Here is a 24,820-nt window from a genome sequence, read left to right as displayed (position 1 = left end):
CTGCCGGTCGCTGCCCCCCGAGGGGGCTCGCGCGGCGGACCGGCAAAGCCGGATCCGCGCACGCCACTGGGTTGAACACCCCACACACCCGTTTCGAAGGAATTGACCATGGCCCACGTTTCGGACCTGATCTCCACCGACATCGAGAAGTACCTCAAGCAGCACGAGAACAAGAGCCTGCTGCGCTTCATCACCTGCGGCTCCGTGGACGACGGCAAGTCGACCGTCATCGGACGCCTGCTCTACGAATCGAAGATGCTCTTCGAGGACCAGCTGGCTGCGATGGAGAACGACTCCAAGAAGTGGGGCACCCAGGGCGGTGACCTCGACTTCGCGCTGCTGGTCGACGGCCTGGCCGCCGAGCGCGAGCAGGGCATCACCATCGACGTGGCCTACCGCTTCTTCTCGACCGACCGCCGCAAGTTCATCGTCGCCGACACCCCGGGCCACGAGCAGTACACCCGCAACATGATCACCGGCGCCTCGACCGCCGATGTCGCGGTGATCCTGATCGACGCGCGCAAGGGCGTGCTGACCCAGACCCGCCGCCACAGCTACCTGGTGAGCCTGATCGGCATCCGCAAGGTGGTGCTGGCCATCAACAAGATGGACCTGGTGGACTTCTCCGAAGACGTGTTCCGCCGCATCGACGAGGAGTACCGCGAGTTCGCCAAGCAGATCGGCCTGACCGACATCACCAGCATCCCGCTGTCCGGTCTGAAGGGCGACAACATGACCGAGCGCAGCCTGCACACGACCTGGTACCACGGGCCGACGCTGATGGGCTTCCTGGAGACCTGCGAGATCGACGAGACCCGCCTGCAGCAGCAGCCCTTCCGCATGCCGGTGCAGTGGGTCAACCGCCCCAACCTGGACTTCCGCGGCTTCTGCGGCTTCATCGCCAGCGGCGTGGTCAAGCCCGGCGACCGGGTGCGCGCCCAACCCTCGGGCCGCGAGAGCAAGGTCGCCCGCATCGTCTCGCTGGACGGTGACCTGCCCCAGGCCGTGGCCGGCCAGAGCGTCACGCTGACGCTGGAAGACGAGATCGACATCTCGCGCGGCGACGTGATCTCCATCGCAGAGTCGCCCGCCGAGGTGGCCGACCAGTTCGAGGCCACCGTGGTCTGGATGACCGAGGAGCCCCTGCTGCCGGGCCGCCCCTACCTGCTGAAGATCGGCACCCAGCTGGTGAGCGCCACCATCACCGAGCCCAAGTACAAGGTGAACGTCAACACGATGGAGCACCTGGCGGCCAAGCAGCTCGAGATGAACGAGATCGGCGTGGTCAACCTGGCGCTGGACCGCCCGATCGCCTTCGACCCGTACACCGAGAACCGCGACACCGGCGGCTTCATTCTGATCAACCGCATGACCAACAACACGGTCGGCGCCGGGATGATGCACTTCGCGCTGCGCCGCTCGCACAACATCCACATGCAGCCGGTGGACGTGGACAAGGCCGCACGCGCCACCGCCAAGGGCCAGCGTCCGGCGGTGCTGTGGTTCACCGGTCTGTCCGGTGCCGGCAAGTCCACCATCGCCAACATCGTGGAAAAGAAGCTCTTCGCGATGGGCCGCCACACCTACCTGCTGGACGGCGACAACATCCGCCACGGCCTGAACAAGGACCTCGGCTTCACCGAGGCCGACCGGGTGGAGAACATCCGCCGCGTGGCCGAGGTGTCCAAGCTGATGGTGGACGCCGGCCTGATCGTGATGACCGCCTTCATCTCACCCTTCCGCTCGGAACGCGCGATGGCCCGCAGCCTGATGAGCGAAGGCGAGTTCATCGAGGTCTATGTGGACACCCCGCTGAACGTGGCGGAGGACCGCGACGTCAAGGGCCTCTACAAGAAGGCCCGCCGCGGCGAGATCGCCAACTTCACCGGCATCAGCTCGCCCTACGAGGCACCGGAGCTGCCGGAGATCCGCGTGAACACCACCAACTGCACGCCGGAAGAGGCTGCCGACAAGGTGATCGCGCGCATCCGCCAGCTGGGTCTGATCGACTGATCGCCGCGCGGGGGCGCGTGTAGAGTCCAGGCCCTGCACATGCCCCCCATCGACGACCTGCTCGACCAGTTGCAGCGGGACATCCCGCTGTACGGCCACCACACCGCCGCCATCGGCTTCAAGCAGGCCCTGGTGGCGCGCCTGGGCGTGCAGCAGGCCCACGGCCCGGCCTGCGCGGCCCTGCAGCTGCCGCAGATGTCCCGGCTGCGCCGCCTGCCGGTCATGGCCCTGCGCGAGGCCGCGCAGCAGCACGGACTGCACCTGCGCACGCTGTGGCCCGGCGGGCAGTCCCACGAACTGCCGCGGCTGCAGGTGGTGGGTGAACGAGACGACGCCCCCCGCACGGTGATCGACCGCGCCGGCTACCTGGCCTGCCTGGACGCGGTGGAGGTGCGCGGACGCTCGGAGCTGCTGCTCTGGCGCGACCGGGTCCTGCACGACGTCGAGGGCGACGAGGCCCGCCGCATCCATGACCAGTTCGGCTTCGATCCGCAGGTGCTGAACGCCGAGGACGACCACTGGTGGGTGATGGACAGCGCCGAGCCCGCCCCGGTGATCGAGGAGGCGCTCTGGCTGGGCGGGCACCATGCGCATGATTTCGGCCACTGGCTGACCGAGTACCTGCCCAAGCTGGCCACGGCCCTGCTGGCGGGCTGGCCCGGCGGCATGCCGGTGCTGGTGGACGCCAGCGCCCCCGCCACCGTGCGCGAGGCCCTGCCCGCCCTGCTGCCGCCGGGCACCCCGGTGCAGACGGTGCCCCACCTGGGGCGGCTGCATGTGCGGCGCCTCTGGTGCGCGTCCAATGTCAGCTACCCGGGCTACTGCCCCCTGCTGTCCGCGGACGAGGACATGGACCGCCTGCTGTCCCCGCCCTGGCGCCTGGCGCCGCTGTTCGGCGTCATCGCCGCGGCGGCCGAAAAGGCCCTGTCCCGGCCCACGGGCATCGCGCGGCTTTACCTGGCCCGCCGGCCCGGCCGGCACAAGGCGATCGTCAACCACGGGGACGTGGATGAGGTGCTGTCCCGCCAGGGCTTCACGCGGGTGCTGCCGGAGGAACACCCGTTCCTGGAGCAGCTCAATCTGGTCCGGCAGGCCCGCTTCATCGTGGCGCCGGAGGGCTCGAACGCCCTGCTGAGCTTCTTTGCCCGCCCGGGAACCCGCCTCTGCGTCCTGACCTCGCCCTACACCCGCCCCCTGCTGGACATGGGCGGTGCCGCCCGCGAACGCGCGTTGGATCTGAGCTTTCTGACCGGGCCGTGCGTCACCGACGGCTCACCGCTCGCCGAACACCCGTTCTGGCGCTTCTGGAGCGACTACCGGATCGATCCCGCCCTGCTGGCGCGCTTCCTGGCGGCATGGCCGACGGGACCGGACGCCTAGCGCGCAGAGCCCGTCGCGTAGTAGGCGGGAAAGTAGCCCTCGGTGGCGTCAGCCGCCACCCCGGCCTCGGCGCACAGGGCCGCGTAGCGGACCGGGTCGTAGGTCTGCTTGAGGCGGCGGAACGACGCTTCACGGGGGCGCCAGCGTCGCTTGGCCGCCGCCACGCTGTCACCCGAGCGCACGCCGCCGCCCAGGTTGAACCAGGGAATGCCCCGCGCCGACAGGTCCCGGACCCCACCCAGCATCAGGGCGATGGTGTGATCGCGCCCTTCGGGCAGCGAGGCCTGGAGCATGCCCTCCGCGCCCCAGGCGGTCCAGCCGTACAAGATGACGGCCAGCATCTGGCCCTGGGCATCGGCCGTCCCCACCAGCCCGACCGAGGGACACTGCAACAGCGCCTGCAGGGCGTCGTCACGCCACCGGGCCGCCCGGCCCGCGCCCATGCGGTCCATGAAGGGGCCGTACTGCGCCAACAGGAAGGCGGCCAGCGTGTCGCGGTCCGTGACGAACTGACCGCCTCGGTCCTGCCAGCGCTGCCAATCCTTCCTGCGCGTGGTGTCGGCCTGGGCCAGCACGCCGTCCAGGCCCTGCCGCAGGTCCAGGAAGTAGAGCGCCTCCTCCCCGGCCGCCGCGCCTTCCAGCGCCCCGTCGCCGAAGTCGGGGTGCTGCGCCAGGTAGCTGCAGACGACCCCCCGGCCCTTCGCGAAGGCCGCCCAATGGTCGGCGAACCCGGGCCAGGCGCCGTTGGAGGCGAAGCCGGAGAAGCCTGTGGGCGTCACCCAGTCGATGGCCCCCCGGTGCTGGCGAACGGAAAGGGGACAGACCACCCGCACGCCCTCGCGCTCACCCACGTAGAGCTGCGTGGGCCAACCCGTGTTGAGGGCCGCCGCATGGCAGCAGTCCCAGGTGGCGTAGAAGCTGTGGGGCACGCCCTCCAGGGCCTCGCGCCAGGCCACGGGCTCATCCACGCCGATCAGCCGGTCCGAGCAGTTCACCGGGCGGACAGGGGCGCACGCCCGACATAGCAGCCCAGCGGGCCCATGCCCTGGGCCTCATGGCGCACCGACAGGCCGGCCGCCTGGAAGGCGTGGACGATCTCCTCGGGCTCGAACAGCCCCAGATCGTGCGCCTCGTGCACATGCTCGATGCCTTGCGGGCGACCGATCAGATAGTGGTTGTGGAAGACGCCCACGCTGCCGCGCCGCTCGCTGCGGTACATCCAGACCACCTTCAGGCCCTCCGCCTCGACCTGGGACACCCTCAGGTCTTGGTCCCAGAAGGTCCGCGGGGTGAAGAAGGGCTCCACCACCACCACGCCGCCGGGGTTCAGATGCGCCGCGATGCAGCGGAGCGAGGCCTGCAAGGCTTCCAGGCTGGACACCGCGGCGATGGAGCGGAACAGGCAGGTCACCACGTCGAAGCGTTGCCCCAGATGGAAATCGGCCATCGACGCTTCATGGAAGCGCAGTTGCGGCAGCTTGGCCCGGGCCCGGGCCAGCATGCCCGGGCTGAGGTCCAGCCCCTGCACTTCGAAGTGGGAGGCCAGCAGCCCCAGGTGATTCCCCGTCCCGCACGCGATGTCCAGCAGGCTGCGGGCCTGGGGCATCTCGCGCGCCACCACCGCGCGCACATAGTCGACCTCCCGGTCATAGGAGTGGTTGCGGTGCAGGAGATCGTAGACCTCAGCGCTGCGGGGGTCGTAGATGGGCATGGCGATACTTGGTCAGAAGGGGCGGGACAACACGCGGATCCGTCCATTTTCACCCGCTGCAGGCACCGGCTGCATCGCTGTCGAGCCGCTGCAGCAGCTGGGGCAGGGTGTCGAGGTCGATCGCGTAGTTGCCGAAATACTCGCCGGGCCGGAGCGCCTGCGGCTGCTGGCCCAGACACAGGCACAGATGCTGGCCCTGGGCCTGCACCACCTGGGCATAGGCCTCCATGTGCATCACCCGCGGGCCGGCCAGCATGCCGATGCGGGTGCCCGCCGGCGCGAACAGCGAGTTGCTCAGCGCCGAGCCCTCCGGTGCCACCAGCCACTTCGCCCCCTGCATCAGGGCCATCTGCTGCAGGAAGGGCAGGTCGTGCGCATCGACGATGGTGAACTGCTGCCCGCGGAACCAGGCCTCCACGTCCGGGCGATTGAGCAGCCGGCGGTGCTGGCCGTCGGTGCGCCCGAGGTAGACGCGCTCGCACGTGCTGACCGGCACGGCACGTTCCCAGCGGGCGGCGAGACGCTGCATGCAGGTGGCCATCCAGGGGCCATCCATCACATGCCAACCGGGGCTGCCCAGCGTGCCGGGCGCGGGCCCGATGGGGTAGTACAGCGGGGCGGTCACGGCCCAGAGCTCCCGGAGCCTCAGGGCTTCGCCGGGCTGCACGATCCGCACCCGGTCCATCCCGCCCAGCACCAGGGCCAGGGATTCGAACAGCTGCGTCGGCATCTGGGCATCGACCAGCACGGTGATGTTCTCGACACCGGGCTCCGTCAGGCAGGCGCCCAGCTTGGGCAGGAACTCCTCCAGCCAGTGCCCGTAGGCGAAGGAATGCAGCCCCAGCAGGGACAAGGCGCGCGGCAGCTCGGGCAGGTCGTCCTGCTCGGCCAGCGCCACCTCGTCGCCGCGCTGGGCCAGCACACCGCCGTCGGTGCTGAGATGGCAGGGCATGCGCGCCAGCTCGTCTCCCTGATGGTCCAGCAGTGCCACGTCGCCGGCGCGCACGAGATTGGACTTGCTGTAGACCACCGCGTCGGGCACGCGGATCAGGGCCATGCTGCGGCAGCGGTGGCGGGCGGCCGGCTGGTCCGCGCCCCCCACGGCGTACAGGGCGGGGACGTCGACCTCGCGGCCCGGCGAATAGACCTGGATGGGCCAGCCCATGGACTCGGCATGCGAGAGCATCGGCCGCAAAGGGCACCAACGCGCGCGCCAAGTCCCCGGCCGCCCCAGGGCCGCCATCCACCACTCCAGCAAAGCCTGCTCGCCCAGTTCAACCGCCAGGGCGTCCTTGGCGGGGCGCAGGCCGTAGAACTGGGGGCGCGGGGCCAGCAGGCCGGCGCTCAGCCGCTCGAAAGGCAGCAGGGCCTCGGCCCGGGCCCGCTGCGCCGGGGACCAATGCGCCGGGACCTCGGGGGTCTTCATGGCGAGGTGTGCCCCTGCGCCGGCGCGCGCAGACAGGACGCGATGAACCGCCCAATGCGGTGCGCCTCCTCCGGCGTGAGCTGCAGCCCCGAGGGCAGCTGCAGCAGGCTCCGGCTGAGGCGGTCCGTGACCGGCAGCACCGGCGGGCCGCCCGGCCGCGAGCGGTAGGGTTCACCGTGATGGCAGCCGGGCCGGAAGTAGCGGCGCACGTAGACGTTCTGGGCCCGCAGCAGGCTCACCAGCCGATCCCGGTCCAGTGGGGCTTGGGGCAGCACCTCCAGCACGATGTAGTGGTGGCTGAAGGCCTGCCCGGCCTCGGGGACCATCAGGCGCAGGCCGGGCACGCCGGCCAGGCCGTCCGCGTAGGCCGCATGCAGGCGCAGGTTGTGCGCGCACAGCGCCTCGAAGTGATCCAGGTTGCACAGCCCCACCGCCGCGCTGAACTCGTTCATCTTGGCGTTGGTGCCCACGCAATCCACCAGGTCCTCGCCCGGGATGCCGAAGTTGCGCATCAGGCGGATGCGTTCGGCCAGCGCATCGTCCGCGGTCGTGATGAGCCCGCCTTCCAGCGCATTGAGCCCCTTGGTCGCATGCAGGCTGAACACCTCCACCGTGCCGCGCGAGCCCAGCGGTCGGCCGGCATGGCCGCAGCCCATGGCATGGGCGGCGTCCAGGATCAGCGGAATGCCGTGGCGCCGGGCAATGGCCTCCAGGGCCTCCACCGCGCAGGCGCGGCCCCACAGATGCACCGCGAGGATGGCCCCGGTGGCCGGCGTGATGCGGCGCTCGACATCCTCCGGATCCAGGCCATGGTCGGCGTCGCGCACATCGCAGAACACCGGCGTGAGCCCCAGCCACTGGGCCGCATGGGCGGTGCCGATGAAGGTGAAGGCCGGCAGCAGCACCTCGCCCTGCACGTCCAGCGCCCGCAGCGCCACCTCCAGGCCCAGGGTGGCGTTGTTGACGGCGATGCAGTGCGGCACCTGCAGGCGCTCGGCGCAGCGGCGCTCCAGCTCCTGCACCAGCGGGCCGTCGTTGGTCAGCCAGCGGCGGTCCAGCGCGCCCTGGATGCGGGCATGCACTTCGGCATCGGGCGCCATGCTGGGCCGGCCCACATAGAGCACGCGGTCGAACAGCGGCGCCCCATCCGGCACGGACGACAGCACGGCAGATTCCGCAGACCGCATCAGCCCGTCGCTCCCAGCCGGTTCAGCAGTTGACGGGCCGACTGCAGGGCGCCATCCGCCTGCAGGGCCGCGAACTCCTGGGCATCCAGGTGCTGCAGGGCGAACTCGGCCTGCACGGCCGCCTCGTCGGGCAGGGCCGCCCAGCGGCGCCAGTGCCAGGCCGCGCCCGGCGGAAAGCGCTCGGGATAGTCGCGGAACAGGGCACGGATGTTGGCCAGCTTGCGGGCAAAGCGCCCCAAGGTGTTGAACGGCAGGTGGGCCGTGACGATGTCCTGCGAAGCGGCGCGCACGAAGGGCCGGCCCGCCAGGCCGTGGGCCTCATGGCAGCCCGGCTCCAGCGTCGCCAGATGGCGGGGGCGCACCGCGATCTTGGGCACCGGCACCCCCGAGATCCAGGGCGTGAGCGGATGGGTTTCCAGGTGCTGGCGGAACTCGGGAATGGGCCGCCCGAACAGCCAGAGGCGGTCGTAGCTGGCCGGGGACGGCGGCCAGGGGATCTCCCGCCCCACCGGCCCGAGGGCCACGTTGTAGCGGGCCACCCGGATCAGGTCCAGGCTCTCGTCCTGCCACTGCGGGCTGTCGCGCAGCTGGCCCGTGGCCGGCAGCCAGAACTCGTCGGCATCCAGGTGCAGCACCCAGTCGGCCCGGGTCATCTCGGCGATCTCGCGCTCACGCGCATGCCAGACAGGCGGCCGGGTCTTCTCGTCCTCGCTCACCGGCACCAGCCGCAGGCGTGGCCCCTGGTGGGCCTGCGCCCATTCCAGGCTGCCATCGGTGGAGCCGGCATCGCGCACCACCACCTCGTCCACCCCGATGTCGTACAGGTGGCGCACGCAGTCGGGCAGCAACTCCCGCTCGTCCATCACGCCCACTACCGCCACAATCTTCATGTCCGGATGCTTTCCCGGCCCGCTCGGCCGTTCCACGTAGTGTAGGGGCGCGTTCCGCCCCCGGGGCGTGGCATCCTGCGCACTTCATTCCCCGCCCGTCCGCTGCCCGCGCCATGCCTTGCCCCCCCCCGGCCCACCCTCCCCTGACCGTGGCGGTGATGCAGCCCTACTTCTTCCCCTACGCCGGCTACTTCCGCCTGCTGGCGCAGGCCGAGGTCTTCGTGCTGTTCGACTGCGTGCAGCACCGCGCCCGCGGGCGGGTGCACCGCACCGAGGTGCCGGCCCCGGCGGGCGGGCTGGAATGGCTGACCCTGCCGCTGGCGAGCGCCGCACGCGAGACCCGCATCCAGGACCTGCGCTTTGCCGACCGGGCCGACGCCCTGTGGGCCGAGCGCCTGGCGCGCCATGCGGGCTGGGCGAAGGCCCGGGGCGAGGCCGCCGAGGCGGTGCGCGCCTTCCTGCGGCGCCCGCTGGCGGGCCCCCTGGTGGACCATCTGGAGGCCAGCCTGCGCCTGGTGGCGGGGCTGCTGGACCTGCCGGCCACGCTGGTGCGCAGCTCCAGCCTGGCCATCGACCCGGCGCTCAAGGGCCAGGACCGGGTGCTGGCCATCGTCCAGGCGCTGGGCGGACGGCGCTACCTGAACCCGCCGGGGGGCCGGGCCCTCTACGAGGCCGAGGCCTTTGCGCGGCGGGGGCTCACGCTGGACTTCCTGCCGGACTACAGCGGCCCGCACCGCTGCCTGCTGCCCACCCTGCTCGAAGCCCCGTCGCTGGATGCGCTGCGGGCCGACGTACACGCCTTGGACTGAAGGGCCTTCACCTTCAGGCGGCAGCCTGCAGAAACATCCGCTGGCCGGCCTACAGGCGGCTACCTGCAGAATCCTCAGATGGCCGGCCGCCAGGCGGCGGCCTGCAGAATCCTCAGATGGCAGGCCGCCAGGCGGCGGCCTGCCAGTCGGCCCACAGCGCCGCCACCTCGTCCGGCAGGGCGGCCTGGGCGTCGGTGGCCAGGTTCTGGTGCACCCGCCCCGGCCGGACCTGGGCCAGGGCCTGGGTCCACCGGGATTCGTCGGCCTGCAACCCCAGGGCGGCCAGCACCGGCGCCAAGGTCGCGCGCGGCGCGGCCAGCAGGTCGCTGTGCAGGATGACCGGCACGTCCGCCCGGCCCCGCCAGGGAGCCAGGGCCCGGTGGTGGGCCGCCCACAGGGCCAGGCCGTGGCGCAGGCTGCTGTAGCCGCCACGGGCCCGCAGCGAGCGGGCCACCGCCAGCGGGTGGCGCAGCACGATCAGGCCCTGCAGCGGCGGACAGCACGCCTGCCAGAAGCCGGCGGTGTAGCACAGGCGCGGGTCCTTGAAGGCCGTCAGCACGGTGCCTTCAGGCCGCGAGCGCCACAGCCCGCGCAGCCACAGCCGCGCCTGGGCCTGCAGCACCGCGTCGCCGGCCAGCGCGGTGACGCGGGCCATGTCGGGCGCGGTGTCGTCCCAGGCCGAGCCGGCCTGCTCGAGCAAGGCCTCGTCCAAGCCCATCAGGGCCGGGTGCTCGAAGAAGCCCTCGGGGTTGTCAGGCTGCGGGCCCAGCAGTTCGTCCACCGGCCCCAGCCAGACGCCCAGGGCCTGCAGCATGCCGGCCAGCAGGGAGGTGCCCGAGCGGTGCATGCCCAGCAGCGCCAGCCAGCGCGCCTGCGGCGGCAGCGCCTCGGCCTGCACGGCCTGCAGCGGCGCCGTCGCCAGCAGCTCGGGCTGGCGTGCACAGGCGGCCATGGCCTGCACCTGGCCGGTCAGGGCGGTGTCGTTCAGCAGTGCGGCCAGATCCTCGGCCGACAGGCGGGGCGCGGCCGGTGGCTCCGGGGCGGGCGCCGGAGCCGGGGTCGGCGCGGCCTCCGGTTCGGTCCCCGCGGGCCAGGCCTGCCGCCCTTCCTCCCGCCCGTGACGCAGGTAGTGGAAGAAGGGGTTCATGCCCGCCTCGCGCACGTCGGCATGCCAGGTCAGGTAGGCCCGGGTGCTGAAGGCGGGGCTGGGGTCCAGCCCCTGCTCGGCGCCGCGGGTGAGGTAGTGGATGACCGGGTCCAGGCCCTGCGCCTCGGCCGGCAGCTGAGCGCGGTAGAAGGCGCTGTCCAGGTGCTCGCGCAGCAGCTCCACCATGATCGGATCGGCGTTTGCAGCGGCGGCAGCCGGGGCCGGTGAAGGCGCCGGCGGCGAGGCGATGTCGGCCGCCGCCTCGGGCCTGATGGGCGGGATGGACACGGGCGCCTCGCCCGCCTCGCCACCCAGGGCGCGCAGATCGCCCAGGCGCAGCCAGTCCATGGTCTGGGCCAGCGCAAAGCCCTTCTTGCGGGCCGCCGCCTGCACACGCTGCCAATCGCCGTGCAACGTGGCGACATCCGGCACCGGCGAGCCGGCAAGCTCGGTGGGCGGCACGGGCCAGTCCAGGCCCCAGCGCTGGCGCAGCTGCCGGCGGTCTGCCGCATAGGTCCGGGCCACATGGGCGGCCAGTTCCGGCCCCACCTGCATCGCGCCGCGAAAACCCGGCCGCAGCTTGGACAGCTCCATCAGCTCCCCCACCATGGCCGCGGCGTCCGCCGCGGGCAGCAGGGTGTTGAGCAGGCGCTTGATGAACAGCAGGTTGCCGCTGATCGAGGGGTTGTTCTCGTAAGGCTTGCGCACGAAGCGGCCCAGATCGCCGCCCAGCCCCACCTGGGCCGCGAAGTCCAGCAGCACGTCCCCGCCCACCAGGCTGCGGCGGTCGTACAGGCGCAGCGTCAGCTGGCCATGGCCGAAGACCTGGCCCCAGGTGTCGGCCACCTCGCTCAGGGGCTTGTGGGTGAAGTGGCAGAAGCTGGCGAAGCTGCAGGACAGGGCCGAGGCCTGGACGTTCTGCTGGTACCAGCTGGCCAGGTAGGCCAGGTGCTCGCGCAGGTAGAGCACGATGCGCACCGAATGCCCCTGCAGCAGCCGCGCCAGGTTGCGCGCCCCGCGCAGGCCCTGGGCGTGGAAGTCCTCCGAGGACAGCCAGACCCGCGGCATGCCCTGCATCTCGTCCAGCAGCGCCTGGGCCACCGGGCTGGCGCTGGGGTCGGCATCGGCCTCGGGGCTGCCCAGCCAGGTGGACAGGCCGTGGTGGGCGGCGCCCTCCCGGCCCGCGTGGGGGTAGCAGATGCCCTCGGCCCGCAGCGCGTCGGTGTTCAGGGCCAGGAAGTCCTGGAGCGAGGAGGTGCCGGTCTTGTTCAGACCGATGTGGACGACGACGTCGGACATGCGGGGCGGTCGCGTGAGAGGGTGTCGGTCGGCAAAGAGGCCGCGAAGCGGTCAGGCCGCAGGCATCATAGGCGAGCGCCGCCGCAGCCTGCCCTGACGCCAGCCCGTTGCTAGACTGCCCGCACCATGATCCTCTCGTTCAACCGCCAGTTCGCCTTCGTCCATGTGCACAAGTGCGCGGGCACGAGCATCGAGGTGGCCTTGGCCGCCCACCTGGCCCCCAACGACCTGGTGCTGGGCTCGACCCCGGGCGGCGAGCGGCTGCAGCCGGTGTTCAAGCAGGTGATCGGGCTGGACAAGCACGCCAGCGCGGCCCAGGCCCGCCAGTGGCTGGGGCCGCAGCGCTGGGCCCAGTGGTACACCTTCGCCTTCGTGCGCCACCCGCTGGAGCGGCTGCGCTCGCTCTACACCTTTGCCCGCGGCCTGGCCGAGGCCCAGCCCATGGACGAGGCCGAGCGACGCGCCTGGGAGGACGAGGCCCGCTGGCCCAACCGCCTGCCCTACCACTACGCCGCGGTGCGCGCAGCCGTGCAGAGCGAGACCTTCGACACCTTCCTGTGCCACCCGCTGACCTGGCGCGACGCCGGTGCCCAGCCGATGTGGCGCAGCCTGTGCGACGAACGCCAGCAGCTGCTGGTGGATTTCGTCGGCCATGTGGAGACGGCCGAGGACGACTGGGCCCAGGTGCAGCAGCGGCTGGCACTGGACGCCCCGCTGGGCATGCACAACCGCAGCCGGCACAACACCGAGGCCACCTTGTCGGACGCAGCCTGGGCCCAGGTGCGGGCCCACTGTCTGACCGACTTCCAGCGCTTCGGCTACCCAGTGCCCGAGGCGCTGGCCGGCGAGCCCTGGCCGGCCCCGCCCCCCGAGAACGACGACGCGGCCGGGTGAGCCCGCCGGGCCAGCCAGCGCCCCAGACGTTCCTCGGCCTCGGGCCGGTCCGATTGCACCCAGGCCGCCAGGCGGTGCTGCAGCTGCACCAGTGGATCCTCCGAGGGTGTGGCCGGCGGCGTGGCGGTCGGATCCACCAGGGTCCGCAGGGCCTGGGCCCAGCCCTCCGGGCTGCCGGCCGGCCAGCGCCCTTCGTGCAGCAGGTGGAACCAAGCCAGCACACAGCGCTGCCAGACCGGCAGCGGGGCCCGGCGCAGGGCCTGCCAATCCCGGGCCGACAGGCGCAGCTTCAGCGAATAGCGGAAGCGCCCGGCACCCGCCAGACGCAGCAGCACCAGGCGCTGGATCAGCGGCATCCAGGGCACCGCGGCAGCCGGGTCCTGCAGTGGCTCGGGGCGCGGCAGCGCCAGGCGGACCGGCTCGCCGGCCCCGGCGCCCAGGCTGCACAGCCAGGCCCCGGTCAGCACGTCGCTGCGCAGCACCTCGGCGGCGTCCAGCGCCGGGCGGCCGGACAGGGCCTGGGCCAGGGTCCACAGCCCCGGGTCGGGCGCCCCGTCGGCCACCTGGCCCAGCAGGGCCAGCCAGCCGGTCGGGGCCTCCTCGGCACTGCGCAGGGCGGCCAGCGGCGGCAGCGGGCCCGTCAGCCGCAAGGCGGGCGCCGCGTCCAGCCCCGCCAGGACCGCGCCGGCCTGCAGCCGCTGCGGCCAGGCCAGGCGGCCCGTGCGGGCCAGGTCGCGCAGCATGGCCCCCGCATCGCGCCACAGGGGCTGGCCGCGGTGGGCGCGCAGGTAGTCCAGCGTGGCCGGCGCGGCCAGGGCCGCCAGCCGGTCCTGCAACTGCGCCAGGGCCTGGGCCCGCCGGTCGTCGGGCAGCGCGGGAAAGAGGCGGGCAGCCAGCTCCACCAGCGGGGCGGTGTCCAGGTAGACCAACCCTTCCCAGTTCGCCTTCCGACCATCGGGCGCGCGGCCATGCACGGCCGGGCCGGCCAGCGGCACATGGTGCAGGGCCGCCACGCGGGGCGCCAGAAAGGCCTGGCCGAAGCGGCCGGGACGGCGGGCCAGCACCGTCAGCTCACCCGGGATGCGGCCCAGCAGCTGCAGCCCGTGCAGGGCGCTGCCCTCGGTGAACACCAGCTGGGCATGCGCGAGATAGGTGGCCAGCTGCTCGGCCAGCGGATGCTGCTCGGGCCGGTAGATGCGTGCGCCCAGGGCGGCGAAGAAGGCCTCCAGCGCGGCCTCGCCGACCAGGCCCTCACCCACCCCGGCCCGGCTGACGAACAGCACCTCACCGGCGGGCACGGACGGCAGCGCCGCCTGACGTTCGGCCAGCCGCGCCAGGTAGTCGGCCGCGGGCGGCAGGCCGCCCAGGCATTCGGCCTGCGGGGCCACCCACAGCGTGGCCACGCGGGTCGGGCGGTCCAGCACCCGCACGCGCCCGGCCACGCCCAGGTGTTCGAAGGCGGCCCGGATGAAGCCGGGCAGCGGCTCGCCGCCCTGCCCCGGCCGCGTGACGTAGAGGATGGGCAGCTCCGGCCGGGCCTGGGCGGCCGGCAGCAGGCGGTGGACGAACTCGGCCAGGAAATGGCCGAAGTGGTTCACCAGGCAGCCGCCCCACAGCGCTTCACCGTCCAGGCGATCGATGGGCTCGCCTTCGCCCGGGGGCTGCGGGCAGACGTCCACCGGCGCGGTGCCGCGCCAGTGGCGGGCCCGGCCCTGCCGGGCGAAGTCCGGGTAGAGCGGCCCGGCCTGGTGCACCGGCCCGCCATGGAAGGCCGCGAACAGGGCCTGCACCGGCGCCACGAGGATGTCGGTGTAGGCCTGCATCACGCCAGGCTCAGACGCCGAGGAACTCGGTCAGCATGCGCTCGACGCCGCTCTGCCAGGGCGGCAGGTGCAGGCCGAAGGCCTCGCGCAGGCGGGTGGTGTCCAGCCGCGAATTGAGCGGGCGCTGGGCCGGCGTCGGGTAGGCGCTGGTGGGAATGGCCTCCACCGTCTGCACCTTCAGATCCTGGCCGTGGCGGCGTGCCCAGGCAATCACATGCTCGGCATAGCCGTGCCAGCTGGTCTGGCCATCGGCCGCCAGGTGGTACAGGCCGGCCAGTTCCGGCCGCTGGGCCAGGGCGCGCAGCGCATGGGCGGTGACGTCGGCGATCAGCTCGGCCCCGGTGGGCGCGCCGATCTGGTCGGCGATTACGCGCAGCTGCTCGCGCTCGCCGGCCAGGCGCAGCATGGTCTTGGCGAAGTTGCCGCCGCGCGCGGCGTAGACCCAGCTGGTGCGGAAGATCAGGTGACGGCAGCCGCTGGCCTGGATGGCCTCTTCGCCCGCCAGCTTGCTGCGGCCGTAGACCGACAGCGGGCCGGTGGCTGCGCCCTCGTCGCGCGGCTGCTCGCCGCTGCCATCGAAGACGTAGTCGGTGCTGTAGTGAACCAGGGTGGCCCCCAGCTCGGCCGCCAGTCGCGCCAGGGTGGCCGGGGCGCGGGCGTTGAGCAGCTCGGCCAGGGCCGGCTCGCTCTCGGCCTTGTCCACCGCGGTGTGGGCCGCGGCATTGACGATGATGTCCGGGCGCAGCATGCGCACGCTGCCGGCCAGTTCACCCGGGTGGGTCAGGTCGCCGCACAGGCCGTCGTGCTCACGCCCCAGGGCAATGACGCGGCCCAGCGGGGCCAGGGCGCGACGCAGCTCCCAGCCGACCTGGCCGTTGGGACCGAGCAGAAGGATCTTGGGCGGTGCCATCTCAACGCGCTCCGTAGTGGGTGCCGACCCAGGCCTGGTAGGCCCCGCTCTGCACATCGGCCACCCAGTCCGGGTGGTCCAGGTACCACTGCACCGTCTTGCGGATGCCGGTCTCGAAGGTCTCGGCCGGGCGCCAGCCCAGCTCGCGCTCGATCTTGCGCGCGTCGATGGCGTAGCGCCGGTCGTGGCCCGGCCGATCGGTGACGTAGGTGATCAGCCGGCTGTAGGGGCCCGCCGGGTCCGGCCGCAGCTCGTCGAGCAGCGCGCACACCGTCTGGACGATGTCCAGGTTGGCCTTCTCGTTCCAGCCGCCGATGTTGTAGGTCTCGCCCAGGCGGCCGCCGGCCAGCACGGCGCGGATGCCGCTGCAGTGGTCCTTGACGTACAGCCAGTCGCGGATCTGCTGGCCGTCGCCATAGACCGGCAGGGGCTTGCCGGCCAGGGCGTTGACGATCATCAGCGGGATGAGCTTCTCGGGGAAGTGGTAGGGCCCGTAGTTGTTGCTGCAGTTGGTGGTGAGCACCGGCAGGCCGTAGGTGTGGTGCCAGGCGCGCACCAGGTGGTCGCTGGCGGCCTTGCTGGCGCTGTAGGGGCTGTTGGGCTCGTAGGGGTGGGTCTCGGCAAAGGGCGGGTCGCTGGGCTTCAGGCTGCCGTAGACCTCGTCGGTGCTGACGTGGTGGAAGCGGAAGGCGGCCTTGGCCTCGCCTTCGAGCGTGCCCCAGTAGGCCCGCGCGGCCTCCAGCAGCGTGAAGGTGCCTTCGACATTGGTCTTCATGAAGGCGCCGGGGCCGTGGATGGAGCGGTCCACATGGCTTTCGGCGGCGAAGTGCACGATGGCGCGCGGGCGGTGGCTGGCCAGCAGCTGGTCCACCAGGGCGCGGTCGCCGATGTCGCCGTGCACGAAGTGGTGGCGGGCGTCGCCATCCAGCGAAGCCAGGTTGGCGCGGTTGCCGGCGTAGGTCAGCGCGTCCAGGTTCACCACCGGCTCGGCCGCGGGGTCCGCCAGCCAGTCCAGCACGAAGTTGCTGCCGATGAAGCCGGCGCCGCCGGTCACGAGAATGGTCATGGATTCAGTCCGGGGTCGGGTTCAAAGATCGCGCAGGAAGCCGGCGACGGCGTCCTTGGCCGAGAGCTGCGGGGCCATGCCGATGTCGGGCCAGGCGATGGCCAGGTCCGGGTCGTCCCAGCGCAGCGCGCCTTCGGCCTGCGGCGCGTAGTAGTCGGTGGTCTTGTAGAGGAAGTCCGCGCTCTCGCTGAGCACCAGAAAGCCGTGCGCCAGCCCCGGCGGGATCCAGAACTGGCGGTGGTTGTCCGCGCTCAGCTCCACCCCCACCCAGCGGCCGAAGCTGGGGCTGTCCTTTCGGATGTCCACCGCCACGTCGAACACCGCCCCAGCCGTCACCCGCACCAGCTTGCCCTGGGCATGCGGGGCCTTCTGGAAGTGCAGCCCGCGCAGCACGCCCTTGGCCGAGCGCGAGTGGTTGTCCTGCACGAAGTTCACCTCGTGGCCCACCAGCTCGTTGAAGGTCTTGGCGTTGAAGCTTTCCATGAAGAAGCCGCGCGCGTCGCCGAAGACCCGGGGTTCGAGGATCAGCACGTCCTCGATGTCCGTCTGGATCGCCTTCATCTCAGAACACCTTGTCCTTCAGGATCTGCTGCAGGTACTTGCCGTAGCCGCTCTTGGCCAGCGGTGCGGCCAGGGCCGAGAGCTGTTCGTCGCTGATCCAGCCGTTGCGCCAGCAGATCTCCTCGGGGCAGCAGGCCTTCAGGCCCTGGCGCCGCTCCAGGGTCTGCACGAAGGCGCTGGCTTCGAGCAGGCTGTCGTGGGTGCCGGTGTCCAGCCAGGCGTCACCGCGGCCGAACTTCTGCACGTCCAGTTGCCCGGCCTCCAGGTAGCGCCGGTTCAGGTCGGTGATCTCCAGCTCGCCGCGGGCGCTGGGCTTGATCGCCTTGGCGTGGGCCACGACCTGCTCGTCGTAGAAGTACAGGCCGGTGACGGCGTAGCGGCTCTTGGGCTGGGCCGGCTTCTCTTCCAGGCTGATGGCGTGGCCCCGGGCGTCGAACTCGACCACGCCGTAGCGCTCGGGGTCGGTCACGGGGTAGGCGAACACCGTGGCGCCGGCGGGCTGCGCGGCCGCGGCCTGCAGACGCCGGCCCAGGTCGTGACCGTAGAAGATGTTGTCGCCCAGCACCAGGGCGCTGGGCGCGCCGGCCAGGAAGTCCTCCCCGATCAGGAAGGCCTGGGCCAGGCCGTCCGGGCTGGGTTGTACCGCGTACTGCAGCGAGAGGCCCCAGGCCGAGCCGTCGCCCAGCAGCTGCTGGAAGCGCGGCGTGTCCTGCGGGGTGCTGATCAGCAGGATCTCGCGGATGCCCGCCAGCAGCAGGGCCGACAGCGGGTAATAGACCATCGGCTTGTCGTACACCGGGATCAGCTGCTTGCTGATGGCCAGCGTGGCCGGGTGCAGCCGCGTGCCGGAGCCCCCGGCCAGGATGATGCCTTTGCGTGCAGATGTCATGGGTCAGATGCGGTGGTAATCGCGGTACCAGTCGGCAAAGCGCTGGATGCCCTGGCGCAGCGGGGTGCCGGGGTTCAGCCCCGTCCAGGCCGCCAGGGCGCTCACGTCGGCCGAGGTGGCCACCACGTCACCCGGCTGCATGGGCAGGTACTGCATGACCGCCTCGCGGCCCAGCGCGGCCTCGATGGCGGCGATGAAATCGCCCAGCGGCAGCGGGTCCTGGTTGCCGATGTTGAAGATGCGGTAGGGCGCGTTGGACAGGCCCGGGTGCGGGGCGCCCGGGTCGTAGGCCTCGGCCGGGGTGGCGGGCTTGTCCAGCACGGCCACCACACCGTCGACGATGTCGTCGATGTAGGTGAAGTCGCGCTGCATGCGGCCTTCGTTGAAGACCGGGATGGGCTCGCCCGCCAGGATCTTGCGGGTGAAGCTGAAGTAGGCCATGTCCGGCCGGCCCCAGGGCCCGTAGACCGTGAAGAAGCGCAGGCCGGTGGTGGGCAGGCGGTAGAGGTGGCTGTAGGTGTGGGCCATCAGCTCGTTGGCCTTCTTGGTGGCCGCGTACAGGCTCACCGGGTGGTCCACCGCATCCGCCTCGGAAAACGGCATCTTGGTGTTGCCGCCGTAGACGCTGGAGCTGCTGGCATAGACCAGGTGCGCCACCGGGTGCTGGCGGCAGGCTTCCAGGATGTTCAGGAAGCCCGCCAGGTTGGACTCGCCGTAGGCATGCGGATGGGTGATGGAGTAGCGCACCCCGGCCTGGGCGGCCAGGTGCACCACGCGGTCGAAGCGCTCGGCCGCGAACAGCGCCTCCACGCCGGCGCGGTCGGCCACGTCCAGGCGCTGGAAGCGAAAACCCGGCTGCGGCGTCAGCCGGGCCAGCCGGGCCTGCTTGAGCGCCGGGTCGTAGTAGTCGTTGAGGTTGTCGATGCCGACCACCTCGTCGCCGCGCGCCAGCAGGCGCTCGGCCACGTGCATGCCGATGAAACCGGCCGCGCCGGTGATCAGGACTTTCATGGCCGGCCCCCGAGGGGCAACCGGCCTGCGGACAGGAGCAGACTCATGGGGGCATTGTCGGCCAGTCGGCGATCGGGCGGAACCCGCCTCAGTCCAGCGCCGTGCCCGGGCGCACCCAGTGGCTCAGTTGCGGGTTGCCGCCGCGGTCCTCGATCACCCAGCCCCCGCAGCGGGCCTCGAAGGCCTGGCGCTCGTAGTCGGCCCGGGCCTGCTTGAGCGGGTCCTGGAAGTCGAAGCCGCGGCTCTTGGACTCCAGGTGGACCAGGCTCAGCAGCGGGCTGTAGACGATGTGCCGGTCCGGAAAGCGCTGGGCCGCGCGCTGGCACCAGTCCACGTCGTTGAAGGTGACCGAGAGCTGGGCCTCGTCCATGCCGCCGGTGGCCGCGTAGGTGGCTGCCGTGCAGGCCAGGAAGGCGCCGGTGACCGCCGGCATGCGCCGGGTGAGCTGCGGGCCCAGCAGACCCAGGCCGTCGTCCACCGGCACGCCCACCGCGTCGTGGGCGACGAAGCGCTCCTGCCCGGTCAGCACGCCGGCGTGCTGGATCGTCATGTCCTCATACAGCAGGCGCGCGCCCACGGCCAGCACGTCCTCGCGCTCCAGCAGGCCACGCAGGATGTCGTCCCACTGCGCGCTGAGCATGCGGGTGTCGTTGTTGAGCAGCAGCAGGTGCTCGCCGCGGGCCGCCTCGGCCATGCGGTTGTTCAGCCGGCTCCAGTTGAAGGGCTCGTCGATGCGCAGCACGCGGAAGTCGCCGCGGGCAGCCCCCTCGGCCAGATAGGCCAGGGTCTCGGGCTCGGTGCTGCCGTTGTCGGCCACGACGATGTCCAGCGCGCCCGGGTGCAGGGCCTGCTCGCGCAGGGTGTCGATGCAGTCGCGCAGCAGGCCCAGCTGATCGCGGGTGGGCAGCAGCACGCTGATCACCGCCTCGGGCCGCTGCGGCGTCCAACGCACCAAGGGCTTGGGCGAGGCGCCCAGCGGGTCCGTGACCCGCTGCCAGCGGCGTCCCTGCCAGGCCGCGGGCAGCCAGGGCCGCAGGGCATCGGGGGCCGCCCGGGCGATGAGGCGCAGCACCGATTCGCCGGGGCCCCCGTCCTTGGACCTGTCGACCTCCTCGGCCGTGGATGCGGGGTCGACCCGGCTCAGCAGGAACTGCGGCACATGCACCAGCGGCCCCTGGCCGGCCAGGGCCCAGACCAGGGCTTCCCGAGCCGCCGGCGCGGGCGACAGCGGCCCGGCCGCCTGCGTCGCCTCGGCTGCGGCCAGGGCCGGCGCCACCGCCTGCAGGGCCGAGGCCCGCAGGGCCAGGCTGCGCCCGACGATGTTGAGCTCCAGCATGGCCTCCGCATCGAAGGCGCGGCGCAACAGGGGCCGCACATGGCGCTCCTCGCGGGCGGGCGCCCGCCCGCCGGCATGGTGCAGCGTGTCCTCGTCCCAGTAGAAGGCCGCGGCCTGGGGTGTCTGGCGCGCGGCATGGACCAGCCAAGGCAAGGCCATGGGATCCAGGCGCTCGCCGGCCTCCAGCAGCAGACACCAGGGGAACGCCCCCTCGTCGGGCGGCAGGTCGGCCCAGGCTGAGACGCCGCGCACCCGGGGGTCGGCCGCGGCCATCAGGGCCGCCGCATCCGTCACCACCGGGTCCGCGCCCACGATCCAGGCCTGCCAGTGCGGCCAGGGCTGGGCGCGCAGCGTATCCACGGTGCTGCGCGCGGCGATCGGGTCGCCCGCGCCGGCGTCGATCAGCACGCGGAAGGCCACGCCCTCCCCCACCGCCGGCGGTGTCAGCACGCCCGCCCAGGCCCGCTCCTGCAGCCAGGGCGGCGGCGGCACCCGGTGGGTGCGGCGGTAAAGGTCGTAGTGGTCCAGCGGGAAGGCCGCGTAGCGCAGGCCCTGCGGCACCATGGTGGCCAGCGCGTCGATGCGGCGCTGGATCTCCTCCAGCTCCTTGCTCAGCAACTGGGCCACGCCCAGCTGGTCCAGCCGCGAGTTCTCGTAGCGGTAGGGCCCGCCGACCGCCGTGCCGCTGCCCGGCTCGGTCAGCTGCAGGCTCAGCGCCTGGCCGGAGGGCCAGGCCTCGGGCCGCCAGGGCAGGCGGAAGCCGCACAAGCCGTTGCCGCCGATGTGCTCGCGGATGTCGGGGCGCAGGCTGTGGGCCGAGCCGCTGGCCACCACCCGGCCGCGACAGCGCACCTCCACGCGCAGCGTGGCGCGCTGGCCCGACAGGTCGGTCAGCCAGCCAGAGATGAACTCGTGGTTGGCGAACTCGATCTTGCCCTGCAAGTCCAGCGCACCGGGCTGGGCGAAATGGGCCGCCACTTCGGTGAACAGCCCGGCATGGACGGCCTGCAGTTCCTGGCTCAGCCGGGGATGGCCACAGACGCGGCGCAGCAGGGCCTCGGGCCGCACGCGCCCCGCCAAGGGCGGCGCGGGCCAGCCCAGGCGCTGCCCCATCCATTGCCACAGATGCAGGCGCTCCTCGTCGGACAGGTGGGCATGGGGCAGGTCGCGGCGCTGCACCACCGGGCTCAGCACCTTGAGCGCCATCTCCTCGCTGCGCACCATCTCCAGCGCCATCTCGGCCAGGGGGCGGCCGGCGGCACGCTGGGCCACCCCAGGGTCCGGCTCCCGGCCCAGCACGGCCCGGTAGAGCTGCAGCACATCGCCCTCGCTCAGGGCATCCGTGGGCAGCGCAGGCCAGCTGGCGGGGGCGTCAAAGGCAGGTGAGGACATGGTGCAAGCGTGGGCAGCGCTGGCCGGTCAGGCCACGGTCTGCGGAAAGCGGGCGAGCCAGGCGCGATAGGCCTGGGCGGAATGCTGTACAGAACAGTGCGCGCGGATGTGGCGGGCCGCCCGCGTGCCCAGGGCTTCGCGCAGCTCGGCATGGGTGAGCAGGGTGTCCAGCGTGGCGGCCAGCGCATCGGGCGAGCCCAGCTCCAGGGGCACCTTCAGCACCACGTCGTCCGGGTATTCGCTGGACGGGCCGAAGTTGTGCACCACCGCCGGCAGGCCCAGGGCCAGGGCCCGCACCAGGGTGCCGGAGCTCTCGCCCACGGTCGGGTGGCGCAGGTTGATCAGGGCATCGGCCGCCACGATGTACTCGAAGAAGTCGGACTCCGGGGCGTAGCCGGTGACGGTGACCCAGTCCTCCAGGCCGTGGCGGCGGATGTGGGCGTCGATGTCGAAGCCGGCATTGCGCTCGCCGACGATGACGTAGCGGAACTGCCGCCCCCGCTGGCGCAACTGGCCCAGGGCCCAGAGCGCGGCCTGGATCTGCTTGGGCGGCGTGATGAAGCCCAGCGAGAGGAAGAGGAAGGGCTCGGCGGGCAGGCCCCGGCGCTGGCGGGCCTGGGCAGGGCTCAGCCCCGCCACGCTGGCCACAGCCGGCGAGTAGTGGTGGGGCACCACGCAGGCCGACTCGCGCAGCGCGACGGGCAGCCGGTCGTGGATCCAGCGGTTGTGCACGATCACGCCATGCGCCTGCCGCAGCAGGTGGCGGTTCAGGGGCAGGCTCAGCTTCTGCGCCTCGGAGAACACGCCGGCGCGGCGCAGCATGGCCAGGGTGTTGCCCGACTCGCCGTACTCCTCCTGCAGCACCGCCCGGTAGCCCTCGGCATCGCCGCGCACCAGGGTGACGTCCTCGATCAGGTAGTGCAGGTTGAAGTCGTGCTGCACCAGCAGACCCGGTCGCTGGCGGAAGGCCTTGTAGACGAAGACATGGTCGGCGTTGTTGCCGATCTGGTAGATGTGCGGCTGCGCCCGCAGCGCGGGTTCGGTCTCTGATGCGGACTGGTACTCGGCCAGCGACAGCACCCGCAGCGCGCCGCCGCAGTCGGGCAGCTCGGCGGCCACCGCGGGGGTCAGCCCCTCCTCGTTGACCACGGTCACCGGCCCGCCTTCGCACAGGGCCGGCAGCAGCTCGGCGGTGTAGGCCGCGATGCCCGAGCGCCGTGGCGGCAGGGGCGAGAAGACGACCAGGGGCTGCGCGCTCACGGCGCCTCCCCCGCGGGCGGGACATCGCCCCGGGTGGCCGCCAGGGCCAGGGACACCTGCTGCTGCGCCGCCAGCTCGGCCTGCACGGTCACCATCGCGCTCACATAGTCGGCCAGCTCGCGCTTGAGCTCCTCCGGGGTGCGGCCGGGCAGATCGCCCACCCGGCCCTGCTCCAGGGTCTGCACGCGCTGCGCCAGGCGCAGCAGCTCGCGCCGCATCCAGGCGGGCGAGCCTTCGGCCGGCGCGTCCGTCGGCCAGGCCGCGGGGCCGTTCAGCCGAGCGCGCAGGTCGGCCAGCTCGGCCTGCAGGCTGTTCAAGCGCGACTCGATCTGGGCCAGTTGGGCCATGCTGGTCTCGATGACCGTGCGCACCGCCTCGCCGATGCCCTCGAGGCTGACGCCGGAGAGCAGGGCCTGCAGTTCCAGCGACTGGCGGGCCAGCTGCGGCACGCGCAGGCGCTCGCAGGCGCTGAGGTAGCGCAGGCGGGCCTGCACCGGGTCGCCGGCACGGGGGGCCTCGGTCTGTTCGGCCGGGAAATCGTCTTCGAAGACCACGCCGGTGCGCTGGGCCGAGGCCGAGCGTGCGATCTCGCGCAGCACCTCCAGCCGGGCCTGTGGGCGCTGGGACAGCAGCCAGTGGTAGTGGCCGTAGCCCCCCGGGTCCGGCCACTGGCGCTGCAGGGCCAGGTAGGCGTTGATCACGAAGCCCTCGTCGTCGCCCTCCAGCAGCTCGCTGGCGCGGACGGTCTGGGGCGGGGTGGGCAGATGGGCGTCGGTCACAGGCTCGGGTCCGGTCGGGCGGCCAGGTCGGCCAGGAAGCGCTCGCGCAGCTGGCGCGTGTTGTCGTGGGTGGCCGAGAGCTGGGTCGGCAAGGCAGCGAAGTCCACCCGCTCCGGGTGGGCCGTCAGGCCCATGAAGGCCGCGGTGCGGGCCAGGGCCTCCAGCGGCGCGGCCACCACGGTGTCGTAGTCCAGCGCCAGCACGCGGTCCGGCGGCAGGCCGGCCATGGACTCGTCCAGCGCCCGGTCCTCGGCCAGGGTGCGCTGGTGGATGTCGCTGAGCTCGGCGAAGTCGTAGGGGACTTTCTCGAGCCGGCGGCGGCGTCCCTCCGCCAGCGCGCCCCGGGCATGCCAGACCCCGCTGTGCTTGGCGCTGTACTTGGACAGGGTCTGGGCCACCGGATCGCGGCGCAGGCGGATGAAGCGAAAGCCCTGTGCGGCCCAGCCCTGCAGGAAGCTGCCGGCCCGGGACTGCCCGACCGCGTCGAACAGGAAGTGCGAGATCAGCTTGGTGCCGAAGACGCCGTTCACCGCCCCGTGACGCTGCACCAGATCGAAGGCCGCGTCGGCGGGCACCCCGTGGCGCAGGGCGTAGATCAGGGGCCAGCGCAGGTGCTCGCGGGCGGCGCCCAGGCCGCCGGCTTCCAGCAGCTCGCACAGGAAGGTGCTGCCGGTGCGGGGCGTGCAGACCACCGCGAAGCGGTGCGGCGGCAGGGGCGTGTCCGGCGCGGGCAGCTTGCGGTCGGTCACCAGCACGGGAAAGAGCCCGGTCCAGCCATGCACCTCCAGATCGGGCCGGGCCGCCCGCAGGCGGGCCAGCAGGCCGGCTTCGTCGTCGGGGTCATGGGCGAACACGCGCTTCACGTCCGCCGGGATGTCCTCCACCCGGCTGACGGCCGGGCAGCCGGGCGTGCCGGCCCGCGCAGCCAGATCCTGCAGCAGGGCCGCCGGGGCCAGCAGGCAGGCCTGCGCGCCTCGGTGGGCCAGGAACTTCGCCAGGCCACACTCTTCGCCGGCATCCAGAACGGTCTTCTTCAT

General features: G+C 72.3%; 20 protein-coding genes. 4 read left to right on the top strand and 16 right to left on the bottom strand.

Going from position 1 to position 24,820, the window contains the following annotated elements:
* Positions 1-108: 108 nt before the first annotated feature.
* Positions 109-2,013, top strand: coding sequence for a sulfate adenylyltransferase subunit CysN (cysN, locus tag LRM40_RS02220; RefSeq protein WP_151123789.1), 1,905 nt, complete (start codon positions 109-111; stop codon positions 2,011-2,013).
* A gap of 39 nt (positions 2,014-2,052) precedes the next feature.
* Positions 2,053-3,393 carry a glycosyltransferase family 61 protein gene (locus LRM40_RS02215; protein ID WP_151123790.1) on the top strand — a complete coding sequence of 447 codons (1,341 nt, stop codon included), beginning with the start codon at positions 2,053-2,055 and terminating at the stop codon, positions 3,391-3,393.
* Here the strand turns inward: LRM40_RS02215 and LRM40_RS02210 are convergent.
* The 5 genes from LRM40_RS02210 to LRM40_RS02190 are packed head-to-tail and all read right to left on the bottom strand — an operon-like array spanning position 3,390 to position 8,607.
* A complete protein-coding gene (locus LRM40_RS02210; protein WP_231067680.1) occupies positions 3,390-4,361 on the bottom strand; it encodes a hypothetical protein in 972 nt (323 codons plus the stop codon). The genes LRM40_RS02215 and LRM40_RS02210 overlap by 4 nt on opposite strands.
* A 23-nt stretch (positions 4,362-4,384) precedes the next feature.
* On the bottom strand, positions 4,385-5,104 hold the full coding sequence (locus tag LRM40_RS02205; protein WP_151123792.1) for a class I SAM-dependent methyltransferase: 720 nt from the start codon (positions 5,102-5,104) through the stop codon (positions 4,385-4,387).
* Positions 5,105-5,153: 49 nt separating this feature from the next.
* Entirely contained in the window at positions 5,154-6,530 is a 1,377-nt protein-coding gene (locus LRM40_RS02200; protein WP_151123793.1) for a glycosyltransferase family 61 protein, read from the bottom strand.
* Positions 6,527-7,696 (bottom strand): aminotransferase class I/II-fold pyridoxal phosphate-dependent enzyme, encoded by a 1,170-nt coding sequence (locus LRM40_RS02195; protein ID WP_170288844.1) that lies wholly within the window; start codon positions 7,694-7,696, stop codon positions 6,527-6,529. The genes LRM40_RS02200 and LRM40_RS02195 overlap by 4 nt, the downstream gene beginning before the upstream one ends.
* A gap of 20 nt (positions 7,697-7,716) precedes the next feature.
* Positions 7,717-8,607, bottom strand: coding sequence for a glycosyltransferase family 2 protein (locus LRM40_RS02190; RefSeq protein ID WP_151123795.1), 891 nt, complete (start codon positions 8,605-8,607; stop codon positions 7,717-7,719).
* A gap of 113 nt (positions 8,608-8,720) precedes the next feature.
* On the opposite strand from LRM40_RS02190, the gene LRM40_RS02185 reads away from it, so the two are divergent.
* On the top strand, positions 8,721-9,416 hold the full coding sequence (locus LRM40_RS02185; RefSeq protein WP_151123796.1) for a WbqC family protein: 696 nt from the start codon (positions 8,721-8,723) through the stop codon (positions 9,414-9,416).
* Between the two features lie 112 nt (positions 9,417-9,528).
* Here the strand turns inward: LRM40_RS02185 and LRM40_RS02180 are convergent, their stop codons facing one another.
* Positions 9,529-11,862, bottom strand: a complete 2,334-nt coding sequence (locus tag LRM40_RS02180) for a sulfotransferase (protein WP_151123797.1) — start codon at positions 11,860-11,862, stop codon at positions 9,529-9,531.
* 126 nt (positions 11,863-11,988) lie between these two features.
* On the opposite strand from LRM40_RS02180, the gene LRM40_RS02175 reads away from it, so the two are divergent.
* Positions 11,989-12,756: a sulfotransferase family 2 domain-containing protein gene (locus tag LRM40_RS02175; RefSeq protein ID WP_151123798.1), complete on the top strand. Its 768-nt coding sequence runs from the start codon at positions 11,989-11,991 to the stop codon at positions 12,754-12,756.
* On the opposite strand, the gene LRM40_RS02170 is transcribed toward LRM40_RS02175, so the two are convergent.
* The 10 genes from LRM40_RS02170 to LRM40_RS02125 form a co-directional block, all read right to left on the bottom strand.
* Positions 12,681-14,579, bottom strand: coding sequence for a glycosyltransferase 61 family protein (locus LRM40_RS02170; RefSeq protein WP_231067679.1), 1,899 nt, complete (start codon positions 14,577-14,579; stop codon positions 12,681-12,683). The two genes, LRM40_RS02175 and LRM40_RS02170, sit on opposite strands and share 76 nt — an antisense overlap.
* Positions 14,580-14,589: 10 nt before the next feature.
* On the bottom strand, positions 14,590-15,489 hold the full coding sequence (rfbD, locus tag LRM40_RS02165) for a dTDP-4-dehydrorhamnose reductase (RefSeq protein WP_151124119.1): 900 nt from the start codon (positions 15,487-15,489) through the stop codon (positions 14,590-14,592).
* Position 15,490: 1 nt separating this feature from the next.
* On the bottom strand, positions 15,491-16,555 hold the full coding sequence (rfbB, locus tag LRM40_RS02160; RefSeq protein ID WP_151124118.1) for a dTDP-glucose 4,6-dehydratase: 1,065 nt from the start codon (positions 16,553-16,555) through the stop codon (positions 15,491-15,493).
* A 21-nt stretch (positions 16,556-16,576) separates the two neighbouring features.
* The gene (rfbC, locus tag LRM40_RS02155) at positions 16,577-17,116 is read right to left on the bottom strand and encodes a dTDP-4-dehydrorhamnose 3,5-epimerase (protein WP_151124117.1); all 540 of its coding nucleotides are present in this window, start codon (positions 17,114-17,116) and stop codon (positions 16,577-16,579) included.
* A 1-nt stretch (position 17,117) separates the two neighbouring features.
* Complete coding sequence (gene rfbA / locus LRM40_RS02150) at positions 17,118-18,005, bottom strand: glucose-1-phosphate thymidylyltransferase RfbA (protein ID WP_151124116.1); 888 nt, start codon at positions 18,003-18,005, stop codon at positions 17,118-17,120.
* Positions 18,006-18,008: 3 nt separating this feature from the next.
* Complete coding sequence (locus LRM40_RS02145) at positions 18,009-19,016, bottom strand: NAD-dependent epimerase (protein WP_151124115.1); 1,008 nt, start codon at positions 19,014-19,016, stop codon at positions 18,009-18,011.
* A gap of 88 nt (positions 19,017-19,104) precedes the next feature.
* On the bottom strand, positions 19,105-21,744 hold the full coding sequence (locus tag LRM40_RS21425) for a glycosyltransferase (protein WP_151124114.1): 2,640 nt from the start codon (positions 21,742-21,744) through the stop codon (positions 19,105-19,107).
* 27 nt (positions 21,745-21,771) lie between these two features.
* The gene (locus LRM40_RS02135) at positions 21,772-23,004 is read right to left on the bottom strand and encodes a glycosyltransferase family 4 protein (protein WP_151124113.1); all 1,233 of its coding nucleotides are present in this window, start codon (positions 23,002-23,004) and stop codon (positions 21,772-21,774) included.
* Positions 23,001-23,783, bottom strand: coding sequence for a hypothetical protein (locus LRM40_RS02130; RefSeq protein WP_151124112.1), 783 nt, complete (start codon positions 23,781-23,783; stop codon positions 23,001-23,003). The genes LRM40_RS02135 and LRM40_RS02130 overlap by 4 nt, the downstream gene beginning before the upstream one ends.
* Positions 23,780-24,820 carry a Stf0 family sulfotransferase gene (locus tag LRM40_RS02125; protein WP_170288870.1) on the bottom strand — a complete coding sequence of 347 codons (1,041 nt, stop codon included), beginning with the start codon at positions 24,818-24,820 and terminating at the stop codon, positions 23,780-23,782. Before LRM40_RS02125 ends, LRM40_RS02130 begins: the two co-directional genes overlap by 4 nt.

It is taken from the genome of Ideonella dechloratans (assembly GCF_021049305.1).
Taxonomy (GTDB): domain Bacteria; phylum Pseudomonadota; class Gammaproteobacteria; order Burkholderiales; family Burkholderiaceae_C; genus Ideonella; species Ideonella dechloratans.
Note: the sequence above shows the minus strand (reverse complement) of the source record. Positions and strands in the feature narration are given on the sequence as shown.